The organism is cf. Phormidesmis sp. LEGE 11477, assembly GCF_015207105.1.
Lineage (GTDB): Bacteria > Cyanobacteriota > Cyanobacteriia > Phormidesmidales > Phormidesmidaceae > Phormidesmis.
This window is the reverse complement of sequence record NZ_JADEXO010000016.1, coordinates 21,064-43,207: the sequence shown is the minus strand read 5'-3', so window position 1 is coordinate 43,207 and position 22,144 is coordinate 21,064. Positions and strand designations below refer to the sequence as shown.

At 49.5% G+C, this 22,144-nt stretch carries 18 protein-coding genes; 9 read left to right on the top strand and 9 right to left on the bottom strand.

Features of this window, described 5'->3' with window-relative positions; all coding sequences use genetic code 11:
- Positions 1-376: 376 nt before the first annotated feature.
- Together IQ256_RS07495 and bioA are read right to left on the bottom strand one after the other, a co-directional pair.
- A complete protein-coding gene (locus IQ256_RS07495) occupies positions 377-1,012 on the bottom strand; it encodes a (2Fe-2S) ferredoxin domain-containing protein (RefSeq protein WP_193854915.1) in 636 nt (211 codons plus the stop codon).
- Positions 1,013-1,287: 275 nt separating this feature from the next.
- Entirely contained in the window at positions 1,288-2,595 is a 1,308-nt protein-coding gene (gene bioA / locus IQ256_RS07490; protein ID WP_228024661.1) for an adenosylmethionine--8-amino-7-oxononanoate transaminase, read from the bottom strand.
- Positions 2,596-2,710: 115 nt separating this feature from the next.
- Between bioA and IQ256_RS07485 the strand changes: the two genes are divergently transcribed.
- From IQ256_RS07485 to IQ256_RS07465, 5 genes are all read left to right on the top strand, one after another.
- Positions 2,711-3,724, top strand: a complete 1,014-nt coding sequence (locus IQ256_RS07485) for a metal ABC transporter substrate-binding protein (protein ID WP_193854914.1) — start codon at positions 2,711-2,713, stop codon at positions 3,722-3,724.
- A gap of 203 nt (positions 3,725-3,927) precedes the next feature.
- A complete protein-coding gene (locus IQ256_RS07480; RefSeq protein ID WP_193854913.1) occupies positions 3,928-4,752 on the top strand; it encodes a metal ABC transporter ATP-binding protein in 825 nt (274 codons plus the stop codon).
- The gene (locus IQ256_RS07475) at positions 4,749-5,648 is read left to right on the top strand and encodes a metal ABC transporter permease (protein WP_370623370.1); all 900 of its coding nucleotides are present in this window, start codon (positions 4,749-4,751) and stop codon (positions 5,646-5,648) included. The genes IQ256_RS07480 and IQ256_RS07475 overlap by 4 nt, the downstream gene beginning before the upstream one ends.
- Before the next feature lie 181 nt (positions 5,649-5,829).
- Complete coding sequence (locus tag IQ256_RS07470; protein WP_193854912.1) at positions 5,830-6,453, top strand: TetR/AcrR family transcriptional regulator; 624 nt, start codon at positions 5,830-5,832, stop codon at positions 6,451-6,453.
- 106 nt (positions 6,454-6,559) lie between these two features.
- The gene (locus IQ256_RS07465) at positions 6,560-9,463 is read left to right on the top strand and encodes a PAS domain S-box protein (RefSeq protein WP_193854911.1); all 2,904 of its coding nucleotides are present in this window, start codon (positions 6,560-6,562) and stop codon (positions 9,461-9,463) included.
- Positions 9,464-9,546: 83 nt separating this feature from the next.
- On the opposite strand, the gene IQ256_RS07460 is transcribed toward IQ256_RS07465, so the two are convergent.
- A complete protein-coding gene (locus IQ256_RS07460) occupies positions 9,547-9,972 on the bottom strand; it encodes a response regulator (protein ID WP_193854910.1) in 426 nt (141 codons plus the stop codon).
- 224 nt (positions 9,973-10,196) lie between these two features.
- Here IQ256_RS07460 and IQ256_RS07455 point away from each other — a divergent pair, with 224 nt between their 5' ends.
- Both IQ256_RS07455 and IQ256_RS07450 read left to right on the top strand, forming a co-directional pair.
- Positions 10,197-10,700 carry a response regulator gene (locus tag IQ256_RS07455; RefSeq protein WP_193854909.1) on the top strand — a complete coding sequence of 168 codons (504 nt, stop codon included), beginning with the start codon at positions 10,197-10,199 and terminating at the stop codon, positions 10,698-10,700.
- A 189-nt stretch (positions 10,701-10,889) separates the two neighbouring features.
- The gene (locus IQ256_RS07450) at positions 10,890-11,678 is read left to right on the top strand and encodes an SDR family NAD(P)-dependent oxidoreductase (protein ID WP_193854908.1); all 789 of its coding nucleotides are present in this window, start codon (positions 10,890-10,892) and stop codon (positions 11,676-11,678) included.
- On the opposite strand, the gene IQ256_RS07445 is transcribed toward IQ256_RS07450, so the two are convergent.
- Complete coding sequence (locus tag IQ256_RS07445) at positions 11,667-12,710, bottom strand: Npun_R2821/Npun_R2822 family protein (RefSeq protein WP_228024659.1); 1,044 nt, start codon at positions 12,708-12,710, stop codon at positions 11,667-11,669. The genes IQ256_RS07450 and IQ256_RS07445 overlap by 12 nt on opposite strands.
- Before the next feature lie 423 nt (positions 12,711-13,133).
- Here IQ256_RS07445 and IQ256_RS07440 point away from each other — a divergent pair, with 423 nt between their 5' ends.
- Both IQ256_RS07440 and recJ read left to right on the top strand, forming a co-directional pair.
- Positions 13,134-13,634 carry a hypothetical protein gene (locus IQ256_RS07440; protein WP_228024658.1) on the top strand — a complete coding sequence of 167 codons (501 nt, stop codon included), beginning with the start codon at positions 13,134-13,136 and terminating at the stop codon, positions 13,632-13,634.
- Between the two features lie 208 nt (positions 13,635-13,842).
- Positions 13,843-17,325: a single-stranded-DNA-specific exonuclease RecJ gene (gene recJ, locus IQ256_RS29495; protein WP_370623369.1), complete on the top strand. Its 3,483-nt coding sequence runs from the start codon at positions 13,843-13,845 to the stop codon at positions 17,323-17,325.
- 438 nt (positions 17,326-17,763) lie between these two features.
- Here recJ and IQ256_RS07430 read toward each other — a convergent pair whose 3' ends face one another.
- The 5 genes from IQ256_RS07430 to groES all read right to left on the bottom strand — a co-directional run bounded on the left by IQ256_RS07430 (position 17,764) and on the right by groES (position 21,969).
- Positions 17,764-18,624: a DUF4349 domain-containing protein gene (locus tag IQ256_RS07430; RefSeq protein WP_193854906.1), complete on the bottom strand. Its 861-nt coding sequence runs from the start codon at positions 18,622-18,624 to the stop codon at positions 17,764-17,766.
- 147 nt (positions 18,625-18,771) lie between these two features.
- Positions 18,772-19,185, bottom strand: coding sequence for a DUF2358 domain-containing protein (locus IQ256_RS07425; RefSeq protein ID WP_193854905.1), 414 nt, complete (start codon positions 19,183-19,185; stop codon positions 18,772-18,774).
- 17 nt (positions 19,186-19,202) lie between these two features.
- A complete protein-coding gene (locus IQ256_RS07420; protein WP_193854904.1) occupies positions 19,203-19,769 on the bottom strand; it encodes a hypothetical protein in 567 nt (188 codons plus the stop codon).
- Positions 19,770-19,913: 144 nt separating this feature from the next.
- Positions 19,914-21,539: a chaperonin GroEL gene (groL, locus tag IQ256_RS07415; RefSeq protein ID WP_193854903.1), complete on the bottom strand. Its 1,626-nt coding sequence runs from the start codon at positions 21,537-21,539 to the stop codon at positions 19,914-19,916.
- 115 nt (positions 21,540-21,654) lie between these two features.
- Positions 21,655-21,969 (bottom strand): co-chaperone GroES, encoded by a 315-nt coding sequence (gene groES, locus IQ256_RS07410; RefSeq protein WP_193854902.1) that lies wholly within the window; start codon positions 21,967-21,969, stop codon positions 21,655-21,657.
- Positions 21,970-22,144: the final 175 nt, after the last annotated feature.

Genomic DNA, 22,144 nt, shown 5'->3' with positions numbered 1-22,144 from the left:
ACAAATGCTGCCTAGTTACAGCGGCAGTGCAGTATTTAGATGACTGCACTGCCCGATGGAGAAAGGTCTTCGCCAATGACGATCAGTTGGCGATCGTTTGACGAAGATAGCTTGGCTATTGAGTATCTTCTTGAGACTAGCTATAGGCAGACCATTGAGATATATGATAATTAGTCTCATCAGTCGCGCTATAACAGCGATTACACCTCTCAGCCACTCTATGGTTCGCACTTAGCTTAAGCCCTATCGAGAAGCTGTATCCCCGTCACATGTGGCGTTAGGCGCATAGAGGTCCGCATTATCAGCTAATGTCATCAGCGGCTTGCTATCTTTTCAGTGGGGTCGCTCCATCAAGGCTGCCTGCAGAGGAATGTGGCTATAGCAAAGAAGCAACAATCTTTTTGGCAGACTTCGGCGTTACTTTTCTATGTGTCTCTTTAGATGCCTTTTTGCTGCTGCTAGCTGGTAAAACAACGACGGTTGGCCCTGTTTTACAGCACTTGAGACAGCCAGTTGATTTAACGATCACGTTCTCAGCAGCTTCGGCCTTAGCGATCGCATCTTCTATGGCAGCGCTTACCTTCTGACTTCCCTTCTTACGGCAGCTAGACTTCTGGCAAACTAAAACTCTAGCAGGCTTGGCCTTAGCGCTTGCAAGCGACTTGGACGGTGCAGACTGCGATCGCGTCTCTACCTTTTCCTTGATTTTAGCTACCTTCCGAAGTGAAATCTTCTTTATGGTGTCAGCCTTCCATACGATCTTTCCGGTTTTTTTATCCGGTTTGCCTCGGCCAGCAATTTTGATCCAGTCCTGAGCTTCGATAGAGTCAGATGCTGCTTCTCGAATATCTTTATCCAGCCTGATCTGATAGCTTTTAGTCTTATTGACGGGTGCGCCTTTCTCAGCGGCGACTACCTGCACAAAAGCGGACTGGTAGGGGGACTTTTTCCCTGGCACAAAAGCTAGGAACTGCCCTACCCAAGAGAAACGAGTTTTTTTTGAAGCGGCCATACTTTCTGCGAAATACAACAGGCTAACGTTTGGTCAGTCCTTCGAGCTTACCAGCTACTTCCTCTGACTACCTCTACAGATAGAGATGCTTTTTAATTTGAAATCTTGAGTATTACTTATGCCTTGTATAGACTCTAAGGCTATCTATCCCGAGGCTGTCTATATGGGCTATATGGAGAGATCTCAAGCGTGTGAAGAGAAAGATTGGCTTCGTCTAATCAAGGACTGGCCTCTAATCAAAAGCGCCTCAACGCAGATTGCTACATAGGCTCTTGCTAAAGGCCAGCAGCAACTTCATAGATGGCTGATGTAACAGCGCTTAGCTCTTCTGGTCGAATAATGTAGGGTGGCATCGTGTAGAGTAACCTGCCAAAGGGCCGTAACCAGACCCCTCTATCTACAAACTGTGGTTGTACTGTCGCCATATCTACTGGCCTACGCAGCTCTACGGCTGCGATCGCACCCAAAACCCGCACATCCTTCACGGCCTCTAGCTCCCGGCATCCCTCTAGCTCTGCGGTTAACTGCGCCTCAATCGCTGCAATTTTTGATTGCCAGTCGTAGCTTTCTAACAGCTCCAAATTTGCTAGCGACACCGCACAAGCTAACGGATTGCCCATAAACGTTGGCCCGTGCATAAACACGCCTGCCTCCCCAGCCGCAAAAGTCTCGCTGATGTGCGGGGTCGTTAGCGTTGCTGCTAGTGACATAAACCCACCTGACAAGGCTTTGCCCACGCACATAATGTCTGGACAGATGGCTGCATATTCACAGGCAAATAGCTTGCCAGAGCGGCCAAATCCCGTGGCAATCTCATCTAGAATTAGCAGCACGTTATGCTGCTTGCACAGCTCGCTAGCTCTGCGTACATACTCAGGATGGTAAAAGCGGACGCCTCCCGCATTTTGAACAACGGGTTCAAAGATGGCTGCGGCGATGCGATCGCTATTTTCTTCTAAAAGCGCTGCAAAACTAGTAATATCTGCTTCTTGCCAGTCTTCGTGAAATCGAATCTGAGGCGCGTCGGCAAAATATTGCTGCGTCAGCATCCCGCTAAACAAATGATGCATCCCATTCACCGGATCGCAGGCTGACATCGCGGCAAACGTATCGCCATGGTAGCCATTGCGAATAGTCAGAAATCGATTTTTGTTAGCTTGACCTCGGCTGTGCCAGTACTGCACCGCCATCTTCATTGCTACCTCAACCGCTACAGAGCCAGAATCGCTAAAGAAAACATGCTGTAGGTCAGTAGGCGTAATCTCAATTAGCTTTTGCGCCAGATCTATGGCCGGGCGATGAGTTAAGCCACCAAACATGACGTGCGACATCCGCTCAATTTGAGTATGCGCGGCGGCGTTGAGCTGGGGGTGGTTATAGCCGTGGATACAGGTCCACCAAGAAGAAACGCCGTCGATCAGCGATTGCCCATCTTCTAATTCGATTCGCACGCCCTTCGCTGAGCGCACTGGAAACACTGGCAGCGGATTTGGCATCGCCGCATACGGATGCCATACATACTGACGGTCTATGGCGATAAGTTCTTCTATGTAACCTATGTCTTCTGGGGTTGTTGTTTTCAAGGAATTATGAAACAATTATGAAAATGAAACGATTATGAAAAGTCGGACATTGCAGGCTAAGGTGCCTTGGCTGGGTCTTCATGGTTCTTTCAGGCGTAACTTGTTTGGATTCTTTATGAAAAGATCTCTATCGCTATCAATAGGCAAAAAAGCTACTCGCCAGCTAGGTGCAGGCTCGCTGGCGGCTGCCTTGTTTTTAGTCGGCTGTAGTGCTGCTCAAAATGCTGCCACAAACGATGTAGTCGATAGTCAGACAACCAGTCAAGTGGATAGCCCGGCTGTCGGTCAAGACGATGGCAAAAAGGTCGTACTCACTACCTTTACTATCTTGGCAGATATGGCCCAGAACGTAGCAGGCGATGCTCTAAAAGTAGAGTCTATCACTCGTATCGGCGCAGAGATTCATGGCTACGAGCCGACACCTAGCGACATCGTTAAAGCGCAGGATGCTGACTTGCTTTTGTACAACGGTATGAACTTGGAGCGGTGGTTTGAGCAATTTCTAGGCAACGTGAAAGATGTGCCGTCGGCGGTGCTGACAGAAGGTATTGAGCCCATTCCTATTGCTATAGGCCCGTACGCTGACAAGCCCAATCCCCATGCCTGGATGTCACCGCAAAATGCGCTGGTCTACGTCGAAAATATTCGTCAGGCGTTTGTGGAGCTAGATCCTGAAAATGCAGAAATTTACAACGCCAATGCCGCTGCCTACAGTGAACAGATCGATGCTATCGGCAAAGCGCTAGAGAGCGATCTTGAGCAAGTGCCCGAAAGCCAGCGCTACCTAGTGAGCTGTGAAGGTGCATTTTCTTATCTCGCGCGCGACTACGACATGAGCGAGATCTATATGTGGCCGATTAACGCCGAACAGCAGTTTACCCCTAAGCAGGTGCAAGGTGTGATCGATGCCGTCAAAGAAAACGATGTGCCTACCATTTTTTGTGAAAGCACCGTCAATGACGAAGGCCAAAAGCAGGTCGCTCAGACGACAGGAGCACGATTTGGCGGTAATCTCTATGTCGACTCGCTCTCTACTGAAGAAGGGCCGGTGCCCACTTTCCTAGACTTATTGGAATACGACGCTCGCACTATTACCAACGGTCTATTAGCCGGTAGCAATGCCAACTAGCTATCTCTGGCTGAGCCGCTATTCCTAGCTCAACTAACTAGCTCAACTAATAAGCCAAGCCGCTAGCTGGTGAAAATGAATTAGGCAATGAGCTGGGAAACTGAAGTGCCAAAACCCAAGCGCCAAAACCCAAGCGCCAGAACCCAAGTGCCAGAACCCAAACGCCAAAAAAGTAGTTTAGCAGGACTGAAAGATTAATGACGATGACAGCTTCTTCGCTTGATATCACCGTAGATGACATCAGCGTGACTTACAGCAACGCCAAACTGGCGCTCTACAACGCAAGCTGTATGGTGATGCCGGGTACGATTACTGCCTTAGTCGGTCCTAACGGTAGCGGTAAGTCTACTTTGTTCAAGTCGATCATGGGTTTTTTGCAGCCCAGCCAGGGGAAAATTCGCGTGGGTGGATTTCCTGTTCAAAAAGTGCAAAAGCGGCAGCTCATGGCCTATGTCCCCCAGTCGGACGAGGTGGACTGGAATTTTCCGGTAAGCGTTTTTGAAGTGGTGATGATGGGCCGATACGGCTACATGAACATCTTTCGCACGCCCAGGCAGAAAGACCGCCGGATTGTGATGGAAAGCTTGGAGCGAGTTGGCTTAGTGGATTTTCGTAACCACCAGATCGGCGAGCTTTCGGGCGGGCAAAAGAAGCGGGCTTTTCTAGCGAGGGCGCTAGCTCAAGAGGGCAAGGTGATTCTTTTAGATGAGCCCTTTACTGGCGTAGATGTGAAAACCGAGAAACGGATCATTGATTTGCTGCTGCAGCTAAAGCAAGAGGGTCACACTATCTTGGTCTCTACTCACGATCTCGCTTCTGTGTCTACTTTTTGCGATCGCACCATCTTGCTCAACCAAACCATCCTAGCGAGCGGCACCACCCAGGAGGTCTTCACCGAAGACAACCTAACGATGGCCTTCGGCGGCTTACCGATCAGCAGCCTGCGCCAAATGACTGGCCAAATGACTGGCCAAAGCAGTCACATAGTCAATCGCCAAACTAGCCAAAATGCCGAGGTCGAGGCGTGATCGATGTACTCACAACGGCCTGGAATTGGATTGCTGAACCCTTACAGTATGGGTTTTTGCGGCAGGCGATTTGGGTCAGCGCTTTTGTCGGTCTAGTTTGCGCGGTGCTCTCTTGCTACGTGACGCTCAAGGGCTGGTCACTGATGGGCGATGCGGTCTCTCATGCAGTCGTTCCGGGGGTTGTAATCTCCTACGCACTGGGCATTCCGTTTGCAGTAGGCGCGTTTGCTTTTGGTTTTGGCGCAACGGTAGCGATCGGCTATATCAAATCAAAAACGCGATTAAAAGAGGACGCCGTGATTGGCGTTGTCTTTACCGGATTTTTTGCCTTTGGTCTAGTGCTAGTGACCAAGATTCCGAGCAATATCGATCTGTTTCATATTTTGTTTGGCAACGTGCTGGGGATTTCTCGACAAGACATTATTCAAACCCTGATAGCAGGCACCCTCACCCTGGCCGTGATTTTGTTACGCCGTAAAGATTTGCTGCTGTTCTGCTTTGACCCTAATCACGCGAAAGCCATCGGCCTCAACACCCAGATGATGTACTATACGCTGCTGTCGGTGCTGGCGCTGACTATCGTCACTGCTTTGCAGACCGCAGGCATCATTATGGTAGTGGCCATGCTAGTAACACCTGGTGCCACCGCCTACCTACTGACCGATAGATTTGATCGGATGCTGATGATTTCTGTGGCTGCTAGTGTCTCTGCCTGTGTCTTGGGTACCTACTTCAGCTATCACTTCGACGTTTCAACCGGCGGCAGCATTGTGGTGCTACTGACGGTTTTCTTTGTGCTAGCGATGGTCTTTGCGCCAAAGTACGGACTTTTTGCTCAAAGATTCCGACAGCGCGTCTATAAGAAGCAGTTGGACGAGATGTCATCACCCCCCTGACTCGCTATAGGCTAGCAAGACGATAGTTGGGCGGCATGTGTCGAAGTATAGAAGGCGTAGCCGCAGGCGACACAATATAATAGGCACACTTGTGGCTTTTGGTTAGAGGGTGGCTTTTGATCGAGGTACTTGTTGAGGAGTCGTAGGTGCGCGTTTATTTATTGCGTTGGCTCTAGAACTTGTGAATTTTTCTAATCGCTCGGAACGGAAGAAATCGGCTGTCAAATCGGCAGCAATTTTACAGGGAGCTAAGCAAGAGTTTTTAGCCAACGGCTATGCGGCGACCAGTATGGACCGGGTGGCGGCGGCGGCTGGCGTTTCAAAAGCAACGGTCTACAGCCATTTTCAAGATAAGACGGGGCTGTTTTCTGCGCTAATACAGCAGATGGCGGAAGAAAAGTTTCGCTCATCTTCTTTTGATATCCGCCGCGAAAACGCATTATCAGGTGAGCCAAGAAAGGTACTCACTCACTTGGCGAAGGATTTTTTAGATGAGGCGGCCTGTGATTCTCAATTTTGCGAGTTTATGCGGCTAATCATCGGTGAGTCGGGCCGATTCCCGGAGCTATCAGAACCCTATATTCAAAACGTTGCAAAACCAATTCTAGATGAGCTTACTCGCTATCTATCTTCTTGTTCGGAGTTAGGGCTAAGCGATCCGACTGCTTCGGCGCGAATGTTTGTAGGCACGCTGGTGTACTTCGTCATGCTGCAAAGGATGCTGGGTGCTGCCGCTACGATGCCGATAGAGAGCGATCGCATGATCAAAACCTTGGTAGATTCGATTGCCCCGCTGCCTAGCTGACGTTTGTTCATTTTCACACCACGACATTCACGTCAATATACGCCCCTGCATTTTTGGGCAACATTTCAGTAGCTCTGATATCTGCTGCTACAAGGGAATCGATGCAATGGGTGTGATGCCATTTGGAACACTATTCGATGGATTGACGGCGCTAGCCTGCTGGGGCTTAGCCGCAAGTACGTATCGAATCATCTTTAGTCGCATCAGCCTTGATACCCGGAGCTTATCTACCGCGCCAAGCTATCAGTCAGCTTCTCAATCGGTTTTGGCTGCTAAATCGACTCAAAAAACGGACATAAAACTAAGTCGTTCCAATCCGCCAACTGCAGCTACTTTTCGAGAGGCCATAGAGCACACTGCTAGTGGACTGCTCCTTTGCGACGCACAGCAAGAAGATCTGCCTGTCGTCTATGTGAGTCCTAGCTTTGAACTGCTTACTGACTATAGTGCAGCAGAGATATTGGACCGTAGCTATTGGTCTTTACCGACAAAGAAAGCGGAACAGGGCGGCCTAGATGCTATCCGCGAAGCGGTGTCTAGCAGTACCCGCTGCAAGGTCTTACTACAGGGTCTGCGTAAAGACGGCCAGTCTTTTTGGAGTGAAGTTGCGTTCTCACCTATTTTAAACATCGAAGGCCAGGTGACTCACTATGTCAGTACTCATGTTGACATTTCCCATTATCTAGACACCTTTAGAGCCCTTCAAAAAAGCGAAGCTCGGTATCAATATCTGTATGAAGAAACGCCAGCGATGCTGCATTCTATAGACGCGGATGGCCTCATTGTCGGCACTAGCAACTACTGGTTAGAAAAGCTGGGATACAGAAAAGAAGAGGTGATTGGTCAACCTTTACTAGCCTTTGTCGCAGACGGCTGCAAGCGCGAGGTTAGTCAAGTGGTCACGACAATGAAAAAAGACAGCTTAGATCGCGATCGCTTCTGTCAGTTCATTAAAAAGGACGGCACCTACCTAGATGTGTTGCTCTCTACTACCGCCGAGTGCGATGAAGGTCTTTGCAATGCTGGGAGTACGCTAGGTGTGCTAGTAGATATTACCGAACGCCGGAAAGCCCAGAACAAACTACATCGTAATAGTGCATTGCTGCGGGCTATCAACAATTTGCCACCTACCGGCATCTTTGTAATGGACTGTCATACCAATGAGGCGCTCTTCGTCAACTCCGAATTCTATCGGATCTGGCAGCTAGAGCACCTACAGCCAGAAGTGGCAAGCGGCAGCATCAATGGCGAACAGCTACTGACCGAGTGTCTGAGCAGTATAGATCTAGGTAGATTTGTTGCAGATTCTACCGAAAGAGACTTTACTAACGGCACTAAAATAATTGAAGACGAAGTGCCGCTATTGGATGGGCGAACGCTTAGACGTATCTATGGACCTGTACAGCAGGACAACGCTACGTTTGCTTATCTGTATATGTTCGAAGACATCACCGAACGCAAACAGGCTACACAGGCGCTCGCCCGCGCGACCCAAGCCGCAGAAGCCGCGAACCAAGCGAAGAGCGAGTTTCTGGCGAATATGAGTCACGAGCTGAGATCGCCGCTGAATGCCATACTGGGCTTTACTCACATTTTGCGAGAGTCTAATCCTAATCTAGATCAAGCAGAGAACCTAGATATTATCTATCGCAGTGGTGAACATCTGCTCGCTTTGATCAACGATATCTTAGATATCTCTAAGATTGAAGCTAGGCGAGTCGAGTTGAACAGCACTGAGTTCGATCTGTATCGTTTGCTAGATGAGCTTCAGCAGATGTTCAGTAGCGCTGTGGATAGGAAGGGTTTGCAGTTTTTGGTAGTGCGATCGCCCAATCTCCCTCATATTGTTATGAGCGATCGCCTCAAACTCAGACAGATCCTGATTAATTTGCTCAGTAACGCAGTCAAGTTCACTGCTGCTGGCACAATTACCCTATCCGTAGACAGCCAGCTCGAACAAAGCCAGGACCAACACAGTCAGAATCAACAAAGCCAAGACTATGGAAACTTAGAGAGTCGTAGCTATCTTCAAACTGCTGAGGGATCTTCAACCCTACTAACCTTCGCGCTCAAAGATACAGGACCTGGCATCGCGGCTGCCGATCAGGCTCATCTATTTGAGGCTTTTGTGCAAACCCAATCTGGACTAAGTGCGTCTGATGGTACTGGGCTAGGGCTAGCGATTTCGCATGAGTACATTCGACTGCTAGGTGGCAATTTAACTGTTGACTCTCAGCTAGGCAAAGGCTCTACTTTCTCATTTGATATCCCTGTGGCTGCTGTTAATAGCGAGCTTAGCCTGTCTACAGCCGAGCAGGCTTCTACCCAGGTGATTGGGCTAGCGCCCGGACAACCTGACTATAGAATTTTGGTTGTAGACGACGTTGCGGTTAACCGTAAGCTGCTATCTCATTTGCTGACGAATGTCGGCTTTGAAGTCCGTGAAGCAGAAAACGGAAAAGAGGCAGTTGTTCGCTGGGAATCATGGCAGCCTCATCTGATTTGGATGGATGTGCGGATGCCTGTGATGACTGGAGAGGAGGCTACAAGACGGATTAAGGCACTAGAAGAGGCGTCTAGCAGCCCTCAGCATCAGACTCGAATTGTTGCACTAACGGCCAATGCTTTTGCAGATGATCGAGCGGCTGCGATCGCCAGTGGCTGTGATGACTTTATTAGCAAACCTATTCGAGCTAGCGAAATCTTTGACAAATTGACTGAGCAGCTAGGCGTTCGCTACCTGTACGCTGACAGTGCTCCTCTAATCGGTCAGCCTGCTGCAGTGAAACTTACACCAGAACTTTTTGCTAATACCTCTAAGAGCTGGCGAGATGACCTCACTCAAGCTGTTCTAGATCTAGATAATGACACCATTCTTACGCTAACAACACAGCTATCAGGAGAACAGCGATCCCTAGCGCTGGCTATAGAACAAGCAGTCGCTGATTTTGCCTACAAAAAGCTGCTAGAAATGATTGAAGATAGCCAGCTAGCAGGTACTAAATCCTAACGTCTATCTAGCTTTGTAGCGGATGCCTCATAACTTTGATCATACTCAAGCCCTACCACCGTTCGAGGCTTGCTGGTTTAATCTTAAGATACGGATAGTCCTAGTCTGCTCGCGCTTTTGCTATCTATTACTCGATCTAGCAAAGATAAAAAGCTATCGGCGTCCTTAATTGACTTTGCACAAACCGAATCAGCCAGTGCATCTTTCATTAAGTGAGTTTTATCCACGTCTTCACTATTTGCTGTTAGCAATACAACGGGTATGTGCCGCGTCATAGGGTTGGATTTCAGTAGCCGAGAGAGCACAACTCCTGTCGTTTCTTTGTCCTGCCACAGTATCCCCGGTAGATTTACATCCATTAGTACTAATTCAACAATATCAGATTCACAATACTTAAAAATGTCTGTGGCTATGCGGGTTAGCCTAACTCTATGCCGCCCAGAGGCTTCTAACAAACGAACCATACTGCGACCTAGTAGATAGTCATCTTCAACCAACAATATGTTCACAGATGAAACGTCCCCAAATTTGGTCAGCGAGCACAGCCATTTCAGATTTAGTCAGCTTTCAAGTCTGAAGTGGCCTATCTGATTCTCGGTTATAAGCCTCAGGCTGCCCAGCATAGATATATTGACAGTCATTGATATTACTTGTAAGTCCGTTGATGTGGACACATCTATGCACTGAGGGAATAGTAGTCTTATCAGTTGCTTTACCACAGTCTTTTTGAGCTATGGATATTAATGTACTAGACGAGCGTTCTAAGATACTGGTCGTAGACGATCGGCTCGAAAATCTCCAGCTCTTAAAAAAGCTATTGACTGAAGAAGGCTACAACGTACGACAGTCCCCTGACGGTGCCTTGGCACTGAGTAACATTCCTCGTTTTCAGCCAGATCTGGTCTTGCTAGACATTATGATGCCAGAGATGGATGGCTACACGGTTTGTCAACAGATCAAGTCAAATCAGCAGAGTAAAAACATTCCAGTTATCTTCTTGAGTGCGTTAGATTTGACCTTTGATAAAGTCAGAGCATTTGAAGTGGGCGCAGTTGACTATATCAACAAACCTTTTCATCCATCAGAAGTTATTGCGCGGGTCAAAAATCAGCTACGCATGAGAGAACAGAGCTTACAGCTCGACGCGCAGCAGGCCATCATCCAAGATCAAAAGCAAAAACTAGAAGCGATAGAGCAAGCCTACCAGCGCTTACAAGATACTAGTCAAGGCGTTTAACAGCGACTTTACGCTAGCTAACTGAGGGTTTGAGACAGGAGATTAGGTGCGGTAGATGAACAGCGCTACTCTGAACTAGGATATTTTCTACAGCGGTCTAGTGCCAAAATACACCTGCCGTTAGAAGCCTGGCACTGAAAAGAAGAAAGGTGATAAGCTCAAAACGCCCATCTTCTAAGGTTCGAGTCGATGCTACTTCCCTCTGTTCCGACTATTAACGCTCTTGTTGTTGGTGCGACTCAGGGGATCGGCCTAGCTTTTACTCAGCAGCTATTAGCTGACGATCGGATTAGGCATTTGTTTGGAACCTATCGCTCAGAGCAGACTGCGGAAGAGTTGCGAAAACTAGCTAGTCAGTATCCTAGCCGTCTACATCTAATTAGGATGGACATCGCTCATGAAGAACAGATTGAAAAGGGCTTAGTAGCGGTAAAGGAGATTCTCCAGGGAGGCTCTGCCAACGCACCGAATCTTCACTTAGCAATTAACTGTGTTGGGCTGTTGCATAGTGAGCAGCAGCAGCCCGAAAAAGCGCTCAGGCAGCTTAATTCAGAGAACTTACTGACCTACTTTCAGATTAACAGCGTCGGTCCAGCGCTGCTTGCAAAGCATTTGCTAGGTTTGTTTAGGCACGCTGAGCCTAGCATCTTTGCTACTATTTCTGCGAAGATCGGCAGCATTGGCGATAATCGTATCGGTGGGTGGTATGGATACAGAGCCTCCAAAGCAGCGCTGAACATGTTTCTGAAAACGGCGGCTATTGAATACAGTCGGCGTAGCCCGAAGACAATCATCGTGATGCTACACCCTGGTACAACAGACACAAGACTCTCGAAGCCTTTTCAAAGAGGGGTTTCACCCGAAAAATTATTTTCTACCGAGAGAACTGTCACTCAGCTATTGAGCGTTTTAGAGAAGGTTACGATCAAAGAGAGCGGTGAGTTTTTCTCTTGGGACGGTAGTCGATTACCCTGGTAGTAGCTGACGCACTTTGCAAGATATTCGCTGACGTAAAGTGCCTTTGTCGGGGCGATCGTATCGAACCGCAGGTCCGACTAGCGCTGGTGCAGTTTCTTCTTTTAGATAGCGATAGTAGAGAAAGAGATCGCGATAGGGAAAAAGAATATTTTGCCCGCTGCAAACTTGCTGAAAGAACTTAGCGCCGATGCCGATATAGTGCAGGTACGTGAGCTGTTCTGCGCTGTCCAATAGAACGTGATCTTTCTCAAAAAAGTGATCGGATGTGACGCAGCATCCGGTTCTCTTTTCTGCTGGCAGATGCTGAGATAGATTGATTGCATCTATACCAGACTTCATCACCATGTAGTTCAAGATGGTCTGATCGGGTCCGTTAAAATATAAGATTTCTGAGTCTCCAGCTTCTAGCTGTTCTGCCAGCTCAGTCAGTAGCTCATCGGTGAACAGTCCCGCTTTGGCCGCATAGAGGCCCGCACAAAAAATTTCGGTTTCTAGGCGATCTGACTCAAAGACATCTGGCAATCTTCTAGAACTCACGTCGAAGACATGGCTTAAATCTTTGTACTGATAGTCGTAGGTGACAAAGTCGTGGTCATCTAAGCTATCGAACAGTCGATCAAACGAGTTCATTACCAAGATGTCTGCGTCTAGATAAACAAATCGCTCGAATGGGCCATCAAAGCAACAGAACCGACGGTGCATGCCCATACGGTTGACGCCTTCAATCCCTCTTTGGCTCCACACATCGAAAGCCATTGGATGCGATCGCCAAATTCGCTCTGCAAACTGTTCCCACTTGAGCAAAATCGCCTTATCTTCAAACCACTGAACCTGCTGATACTGTCGGGTTGCTAGCTTCGAGCGTTGAATCCTATCGTCATAGGGCACGATGCAGATAGGCATATCCCTACCAATGTTGCGCTCGATACTGTTGATCAGCGCAATCAGCTGATCGAACACAACATCATTTGCCAGTATATAGAGACCGCGAGCAATCCTGGTTTCAATCGTTTTATCCACGCCCTGTGCCATAGCTCGAAAAGACTCACTAAAAAACGCTAGATAGACCTTTTGAAGACAGTCGGTCTTCTAAAGTCCTGCTCGTAGAGTTCACAGTTACTGATCAAAACCTGCTGTCTTGCTGTGATTCCGCTGAAGTGTTGCTTGCAGATCGAACATAGTGTCTAGCCATCAACGAAAGCTTTACGGCAGTGAAACAGACTGCTGAAGCGGTGCTCGTAAATCCGGCCTCGTGTCTAGCTCGTGTCTAGAGGGATTGCGCCATTGCTATCAGCGGTCGGTAGAGCCTAGTAGAGCCTTTGGGAATTTTAAGCTCATGTTTGCGATCGCATTGCAACCGTATCGATCGCATTTCAAACACCGCTAGCGCCACATTACGTTTCGACGATTACACCTAGACCATCCAATTAAGAACATCACACTGAACATCACACTATGACTATGGCTCAGACTGTACCCCAGACAATGGCTCAACCTTGCTCCATCCAATTCTTTGGCCACAGATTGCAGTATCTACCCAGCTGCATAGCTGCCCTCGTAGCCACACTCTTACCCCTCGCTGCGCCATCCGCTCAGGCCGTCGAGCAGCCGCCTAGTCCCTGTGTTTACCAATGCAGCTCTAATCAGATTCGCTTTGTTCCCGGTCAACCGATCACCATCGAGTTCATCAACAAGACCAATGGACTGGTGCAGCTAGAGCGCATATTAGACCTACATTTGCCTCGGCTGATGCCGCAGACGGATTTTGTGATTGAGACGGTAGTTGGCGCTGATGACGAGATGTCACTAGTGTTTTGGGATGAGGAGAATAGGGCACTTCGCGCGGTGCTTCATCGCCCAGACGCGCAAACGCTGCAAGTGGAACTGCTGCCGAGCGGTCATGATAGCGATCGCGCTGTTCATGTCGCTAATGACGGCAGGGTCTTAGTGTATTAATCTGCATGACCTCTACGGTATTTTTGGAATCTCTCCTGGCCAGATGACACTTCTTTAAGGGCTCGTTAAACCTACTTTCGATCATCCGCTATATTAGAACAAACGATCTATAGCGTTGTCTTCTCTTGTGCAATCCCCCTCAAAGGTGTTGTAGAGTGCGAAGTCGACGCTATAGTGCTTTGGAGTAAATACTTTTTGACTCTGGTCTTTGTGGTCTAACGTGTCAGAACCGTCTATTGAAACGGCACTTGCTGGGGGAGAGGTGGCTCTGCCTAGCCCAACGCCGGCTTCTAAACCGCTTTTAAACTCGCCTGCTTCGGTCCCAGAGCAGCGGTGGCAAATTTTTCCTGCACAAAAATCGCAGGCTAGCAATATCGCCGAAGCGACGGCGCTTTCACCTCTGTTAGCTCAGGTTCTGATCAATCGCGGTATTTACACGCCAGAGCAAGCCTGGGAGTTTTTAGACCCTGAAACGATCCAATTGCCCTCGCCTCTAGATGAGTTTCCAGATCTAACGGGTGCCTTGGAGCTGCTGGTCGATGCGATCGCGATCAAGGAAAGGATCTTGATCTGCGGCGACTACGACGCTGATGGGATGACTAGCACAGCGCTATTGATGCGATCGCTCCGGTACCTGGGCGCGCAAGTAGACTATGCAATTCCAAGCCGCATGAGCGAAGGCTACGGTATCAATCAGCGCATCGTCGAAGACTTTCATGCCATCGGTGGCAGTATCATTCTTACTGTAGACAACGGTATCGCTGCCTACGCGCCTATTGCCCGTGCCAAAGAGCTGGGTCTCACGGTCATCCTGACAGACCACCACGATCTGCCCGAGCAGCTACCGCCAGCCGATGCCATTCTCAATCCCAAACTGATCCGCGAAGCCTCACCCTATCGAGGCGTTGCAGGCGTCGGCGTGGCCTATATTCTGGCTGTCTGTCTGGCTCAGCGCCTGGACAAAATGCAAGATCTCACTGCTACCTTACTGGCGCTATTTACCCTGGGCACGATAGCCGATCTAGCGCCGCTGACAGGCGTCAACCGCCGCTGGGTAAAAAGAGGCCTAAAGCTACTGCCCAAATCGCTTATTCCCGGTGTCCAGGCGCTGATTGAAGTCGCTGGCCTTAGTGAGGAAACGGCGCTGAGGCCAGAGGCTATCGGCTTTCGATTAGGCCCGAGGATTAATGCAGTTGGCCGGATCGCCGATCCGCAGATTGTGATTGACCTGCTGACCACAGATGATGTGGGCGTGGCCTTGCAGCGGGCGATGCAGTGTGAAGAAGCGAACTTGCTGCGCCGCGAAATGTGCCAAACCATTGAGACGCAAGCCGTAGAATGGTGCGACGCGCAGATTGAAGCGGGTCTACTAGATTTGCAAAAAGAGCGAGTGCTGATTGTCGTACAGCCTGAATGGCATCACGGCGTCATCGGCATCGTTGCTTCTAGGCTGGTAGAGCGCTACGGCGTGCCTGTTTTTATTGGTACGTACGAAGACAAAAACAGAAAAGAGATTCGCGGCTCTGCTCGGAGCATTCCAGAATTTAACGTATTTGAAGCGCTGAAGTTTTGCGATGACCTGATGGATAAATACGGCGGTCACCAGGCAGCCGGTGGCTTTTCTTTTCAGGCTAATCGGCTAAGGCAAATCAAGTCTCGCCTCAGCAATTTTGCCCGCAAGCACCTCCAGCTAGATCATCTAAAGCCGCTGATTGTCATAGATGCTCATGCGCCTTTAGCAGCGACGAATTTGGAACTGTATCAGCAGATCGATCAGGTTCATCCCTGCGGCATACAGAATCCAGACCCGGTGTTTTGGACTGCGGCTGCCTCAATCGTAGAGCAGAAGGTAATCGGAAAAAACAATGACCATCTCAAGCTGACCGTGGCCCATGCCGCGACCGACGATGCCAAAAAAGTGGTGATGAAGGCGATCGCCTGGCGCTGGGCCGAACACTATCCGCTTCCTAGGATCGTAGACATTGCCTACAAGCTACGTCTGAACGAATGGAAAGGTCGTCGCACCGTAGAACTAGAGTTAGTCGGCGTGCGTCCTGCCCGTCCTACTCCTCGCCCGGACGCAGGTATTCGTCCCTGGTCAGACAGTCAGTCGGCCCAGCAATCCAGCAGGCAGTCAGATAAACAGCCGGAGCTAAGTCTTACCCAAAATCTATCAAGCCCAACTATTGAAGAATCAGCTCCAAATTTTGAAGACTCACGAGAAGCGACCAAAGAAGTCGCCAAAGAGCTAATTGAAGCGCTACAGCCTAACCCACCCCTTATTGACCCATCCCCCTCTTCTAGCTACTCATCAACTGATTCTTCTGCTGACACTGATTCTTCTGCTGACACTGACTCTTCTACTTATAAAGAGGCAAAGCTTGCTACTCCATCAGCTCGCCTTACCGAACTCATCAGTCCAGATAAGCCTTCGATACCAGATGACGCTTCAACAAAGGAAGAGGAACCTCAAGACTCGTCTAGTTCCTTCTCGGTAGCTGAGCAGGATCTTTTGCAGTCGCAACATCAAGTCACAGGCGATCGCACCTCAGAAGGCGTCGGTTCTCTCCATGTCGAGTTCTACCACAGCAAGCGGCGCTACAAAGGCACCTTGGAAACCACTGGCAGTGAGAGACAGCTCACCATCGAGAATAGCGAAGGGCATCTGTTAGTAGTACTCATGAGTCAGCGGCAGGGATTTTTGTATCTGCCAGAAGCGGCACCACAGGCTGTAGATATCGCAGCGCTGACCTATTTCAACCTCATTCGTGCCGGACTTAGTGCGCTAGAGGTCAAGCAGAAAACGCAGTTACTAATTCAGCAGGAGGAGCTGCTAGCGCAAAAAGATGGTCAGATTGAGACGATGAAGGCTCAAATCGCCTTGCTAGAGGAAAAAATCACACAGCTCTCTGGCGAACAGCAGGCTCAGCTCTCGGTGCTCAAGTCTGAGATGGCGTCGCAAGAATCTACCATTCAAGGTCAAGAGGCCCATATCGAACGGCTGCAGGTGCAGGTAAGCCCGATGCCGATGCCGACAGCTGCTAACCTGCAAAAGCAAGTACGCAGCGCTCTCGGCGACGATGTCTGGTTTTGTCTGCAGGGCGCTAGTCAGCAGGATTTACTAGCTGCTTACAAAAACGATCAGCTCACCAGCACTAGCGGTTCTGATGCCAATATTGCTGACTACTCAGAAGCGGGTATCCGTCTGAGCTTCGCGGTAGAGCGTGAGGTCATCAAGCCGTTTTTTACTGACCTCTACAGCTTTTTGTTAGCGCAAGGGATAACAGAACTGGGGGGTATTTTACTAGGGCCGTCGCGCCAGTACACCATTGGCATGCTGCCACCGTTGCTAGCTGAGCGGTGGCGGTCTTTTCAGTCTGGCCAGCTGTCGGCGCGATCGCGTCCTGACTCAGGCATTTCTATGGTTAAGGTCAACGGCAGCAGGCAGGTGTCAGAGCGCGATCGCCGTCTGCTCACTCAATTTTTGGCTCAATGGGATCATCCGATGGCGGCCTGCCTTGTAAGCAAAGGAAAGCAAGCAGCTTCCAGCCTCGATCAAATCAGCAAGCTCCGTAACATCGCGGCCCACGGAGAAAGTTTTCTATACCGATGGCAGTACGAGCTTTTGCATCAGTTGATAGCTGGTAAGAATGGCAAGGGCGGACTCTTTCGACAAATCTTTGCGCTATGAACAACCTATTCTTTGGGTGTTCGTTTTTTCAGAGCGACTTTGCAGCTCTAAGCTGGCTAGAATCAAAACAGCCAGAGCCACCGTGCATCATCTAATAGTTCCCAGTAATTGCTAAGAACTAAGCACCGTTCTTGTAGAGAGTGCTGCAGATGCTACGAGACTTCGTAATAGCTTCAGACAGCCTGTGGAAAACTTTCAGCAAAAATTAGATAAGTATTTACACGGATCTGTATCTAAATTGACCGTATCTCAACTATTGCTGCTAGGGAATTACAGCCCTGTTCTCAGATTTTGTTTTTCATGAGATATCCATAGCGCTGAGCAACTTCTTACCAACATTCAAAGTTTTCCACAGAGTTTTCCACAGGTCTTTCCTCAGGCAAGTTAGTGCCTACCGGGGACGCTTGCATGAACTTTACAGGTAGCCTTCTATAGCTTCTAGCCGCGATTGGCTAACCGAACTCTTCTGACTATGACCGCCCCGCAGAGCAAAATTAGGATATACGGGCTGTAGACCAGTAGCCAAAGGCCAATCTGCAAAAGATCCGTCGTGAAACTGCCCATAGAATGGGTCGCTGAGCGCCAAGAATTAGCAAGCTGACGAGAGACCGCAGGTTGATCTGGTGTAGAGGCGATCGCGCTCTCCAAACTCAAGCTTATTGTTGAATAGCGCACCTGCGTCTGCAAATTCTGCTGCTGGGCCGCCATTTGTTCAATCGTTTGGCGGACATTACTCAGTTCTCTAGAGACCTCAAGCACGTCCGATATCTCACCAGAGCGCCCCATCAGCTCTTGCAGCGCTGCTTCTGACTTTCGCGCATTTTTTAGCCTCGCCTGCAAATCTACTAGCTGACTAGACACATCTTCGGTGCTGATTGATCGGCTGCGAACCTCACCTAGCTCAGTGAAAGCATCTAGCGTCAAGTCGAGTCTTTCTTGCGGCACCCGCATCTCAAAGCTAAGGGATCGCTGGCGATCGCCGCTGTCTTCCAGAGAAAGCAAATCGCCTTGCTGCTGCTGAATAATTTGGCGCACTTGCTCAAAGCTGTCTTCTACAGAAGTCACCCCTAACGATAGATAGGCTCGCTTGATCAACTGGGGTCTACTCGTTTGGGATCGCTCTGCTGATACATCGCTGGCCATATCTGCCTCTGGAGCGATCGGCGCAGCTTCATTACTGTCTACTTCTGCTGATTCTGCCAAATCTGCTTGGCTCTCGCTAGGGGCTTGAGCGCAGCTACCTAGGCTAAACGTTGCCAAAGCAGAACCAGTCAATAAAAGCGTCCAAAAGCGTTTCATAATCTGTCTGTCCCAGTGGTATCTGGGGATGTCTCTAGTCATAACACCACCAGCCTGACCTGCTTTCCAGACAAGTATTAGCTCGTTTCATGTTTGGAAACCTATAGAAGAAAAGCTCGTGCCTTAGCTTAGAGTGACCTGTACCTGTCAATTATCCGTTTTGAACACTTGTTTCAGCACGTCTAGCCGCGAACAGTTCCAATAGTCCACATGCGACTCAATTAACCCCTGTTCACTAATCTGTAGCTCAGTGCGTCCAGGGATGTGCAATCTCGAAGACCAGGGAACTGGCGGGTCCATATTCAGGGTCCACCGTAGCTCGATCAAAGAAGGCGCAGACGCTTCAATACTGTGCAGATCCATCTGCACATCGCCAAAAAACCAGTCAATAAAGCCAATCATTCGTCGAAAAAGCTCGACGCCTTTAAACGCATTCATCGGATCTTTGAACTTGACGTCTTCAGCGTAGAGACTGTAGGTCTGGTCTTTCGGAAATCTGGCGTAGTCTTGTCTCAACTGCTCGACGATTTGCTCAACTGTTAGTTTTTCCGCAGTTTTCATATCGCTATGTTTGGGTGCTATGCCCGGTCAATATCTACAGTAGGCCACAGGCGTTCTAGCTGCGATCGCCAAGCTGTCATGGCTTTTTCCTGATAGGCTTGCTCGCCCATATCGCCCATGATGCCTTCTGAATAGAAGCGATCTAGCGTTTTGATGGTGTCTTCTAGAGACTGGCCCTGAAGTTTGGCGGCGGTGATGATTTGAGTGATCTGCGATTCCATCAATCGAGAGAAGAAAACCTCTGCACCCTGCGATTTCATATCAGTTAGTTGATCGATGGCTCGCTTTAGTACTGGCAAGGTTAGGGTCTCAAAGTCGAACTGAGAAACGCCCCAAACGACATTTTGATGAAAAGCGTAGCGAGCTGCTTGGGTTTGGTCGAAGTTGGCTTCTAGCATCTGAGTGACGAATGACTGCGCCTCTGCAATTGGCATAATCGGCGTCATCAGCTTTAGTAGCGGGGAAGATGCGATCGCGATTAATCTCATCTTGTCCGTTTCTACCTGCCAGGCATCAGGGGGCGTGTGCTGAGCCGCCTCACCAAACCTATCGGTCAAAGCAGCTGTCAAATCATCGGGCGTCATATCAAAAGGAGAATGGCTATATATCTACAACCTAGCACCGACACCACAAAAGGCGGCCCATCAAAAGATAGACCGCCTAATTTCAGAGTTTTCAATTTTAGAGCTTGACTTGTCCAAGCCCATCGAAACTAGAAAGAGACTAGCTTAGTAGTCAAAGTCACCCATGCCAGCCCCTGCTGCCGCTTTATCGTCTTCAGCTTTATCGACGACGATGCACTCTGTAGTCAACACCATCGCTGCAATAGAAGCCGCGTTCTGTAAAGCAGAGCGAGTCACTTTCGCTGGGTCAACGATACCTGCCTCTAGCATATTGACGAACTCGTTAGTCGCCGCGTTGTAGCCAATGCTGGCATCTTTTTCTTTGACTCGCTCAGCAACTACCGCACCGTTTTGGCCAGCGTTCTCAGCAATTCGCTTCAGCGGCGAAGTCAACGCCCGAGTCACGATCATCGCACCGACTAGCTCTTCACCTGATAGGTTAGAAGTCGCCCAGGACTCCAATCCAGGAGAAAGGTGGGCTAGTGTTGTACCGCCACCAGGAACGATGCCTTCTTCAACCGCAGCTTTAGTCGCGTTGATCGCATCTTCTAAGCGAAGCTTGCGGTCTTTCATCTCAGTCTCAGTGGCCGCGCCGACCTTGATCACAGCCACACCGCCAGAGAGCTTAGCCAAGCGCTCCTGTAGCTTTTCGGTGTCGTAGCTAGACTCAGACTCATCAATCTGACGGCGAATTTGGTCGCAACGGCTTTTCACAGCGGCTTCGTTGCCTTCGGCCACCAGAGTTGTGCTGTCCTTGGTGATGGTGACGCGACGAGCAGAGCCAAGCTGTTCGAGCGTGACAGTATCAATCTTGAGGCCAGCGTCTTCAGTGATCAGCGTACCGCCTGTCAGAACGGCGATATCTTCAAGCATGGCCTTGCGGCGATCGCCAAAGCCAGGTGCTTTGACCGCAGCCACATTCAGCACACCGCGCAACCGGTTGACGACCAGAGTCGCCAGCGCTTCCTTCTCAATATCTTCAGAGATGATCAGTAGAGGGCGACCGCCGCGAGCAACTTGCTCAAGCACAGGTACCAGATCCTGCACAAGGGCGATTTTCTTGTCGGTAATCAGAATGAAGGGCTCATCGAAAGCGGCTTCCATCCGCTCAGGATCAGTGACAAAGTAAGGAGAGATATAGCCCTTGTCGAAGCGCATCCCTTCAGTAATTTCGAGTTCGGTGAACATCGACTTGCCTTCTTCTAGGGAGATAACGCCTTCGCGGCCTACTTTCTCCATCGCGTTGGCAATCATTTGACCGACTTCTTCGTCGTTACCCGCAGAGATAGAGCCGACCTGGGCGATCGCATTAGAATCACCCACTGGCTTGGCCTGCTCAGCAATTTTGTCTACGAGGTAAGCAGTCGCTTTATCGATACCGCGCTTGAGTGCGATCGCATTTGCACCCGCAGCCACGTTACGCAAGCCTTCTTTTACAATCGCATGAGCCAGTACGGTCGCAGTGGTTGTACCATCGCCAGCCGAATCATTGGTCTTAGAAGCCGCCTGACGAATCAGGGCAACCCCTGTATTCTCAACGTTATCTTCCAGCTCAATTTCCTTCGCAATGGTCACACCGTCATTGACGATCTGAGGAGAGCCAAATTTCTTTTCGAGAACGACGTTGCGTCCTTTGGGTCCGAGGGTGACTGCCACCGCTTCAGACAAAATGTCCATACCGCGCTCTAGCGCCCGGCGGGCATTTTCGTTATAGATGATGCGTTTTGCCATAGTTGTATAGGGAGAGTATTAGTGAAATGAACAAGATGAACCAATAGCTAGGAATCAGTCGCTATAAAAAGCTAAGAAAACAGCTGACTAGTGAAGTTGACTGGGAAGTCGCCGATTAATAAGAAACGGTTGCCAGAATGTCCTTTTCAGAAAGCAAAATGTACTCACCGCCTTCCATCTTGATCTCAGTACCCGCGTACTTGGAGTAGAGCACCTTGTCGCCGACGCTCACATCCATTGACTGACGGCTACCGCTCTCGTCTACCTTGCCAGGGCCAACAGCTGTGATTTCGCCAACCTGAGGCTTTTCCTTCGCTGCATCAGGCAGGATAATACCGCCAGCAGTCTGCTCTGCCGACTCACTGACTTTGACAAATACGCGATCGCCCAAGGGCTTGAGTGTTGCTTTACCTAAAGAGATAGCTGCCATTGTGACTTCTCCGCTGTGAATCCAAATAATGTTGTGCTTGTCCCGATCCAGTAAATGACACTGATATCGGCACGATTAAAGCCCAGCAAAGTGATCAGTTGCGATCTTCGCAGGGCTCTATAAAGAGGTTTAAAAGCAAGAGTTAGCACTCTCTGCTGTTGAGTGCTAATCTATC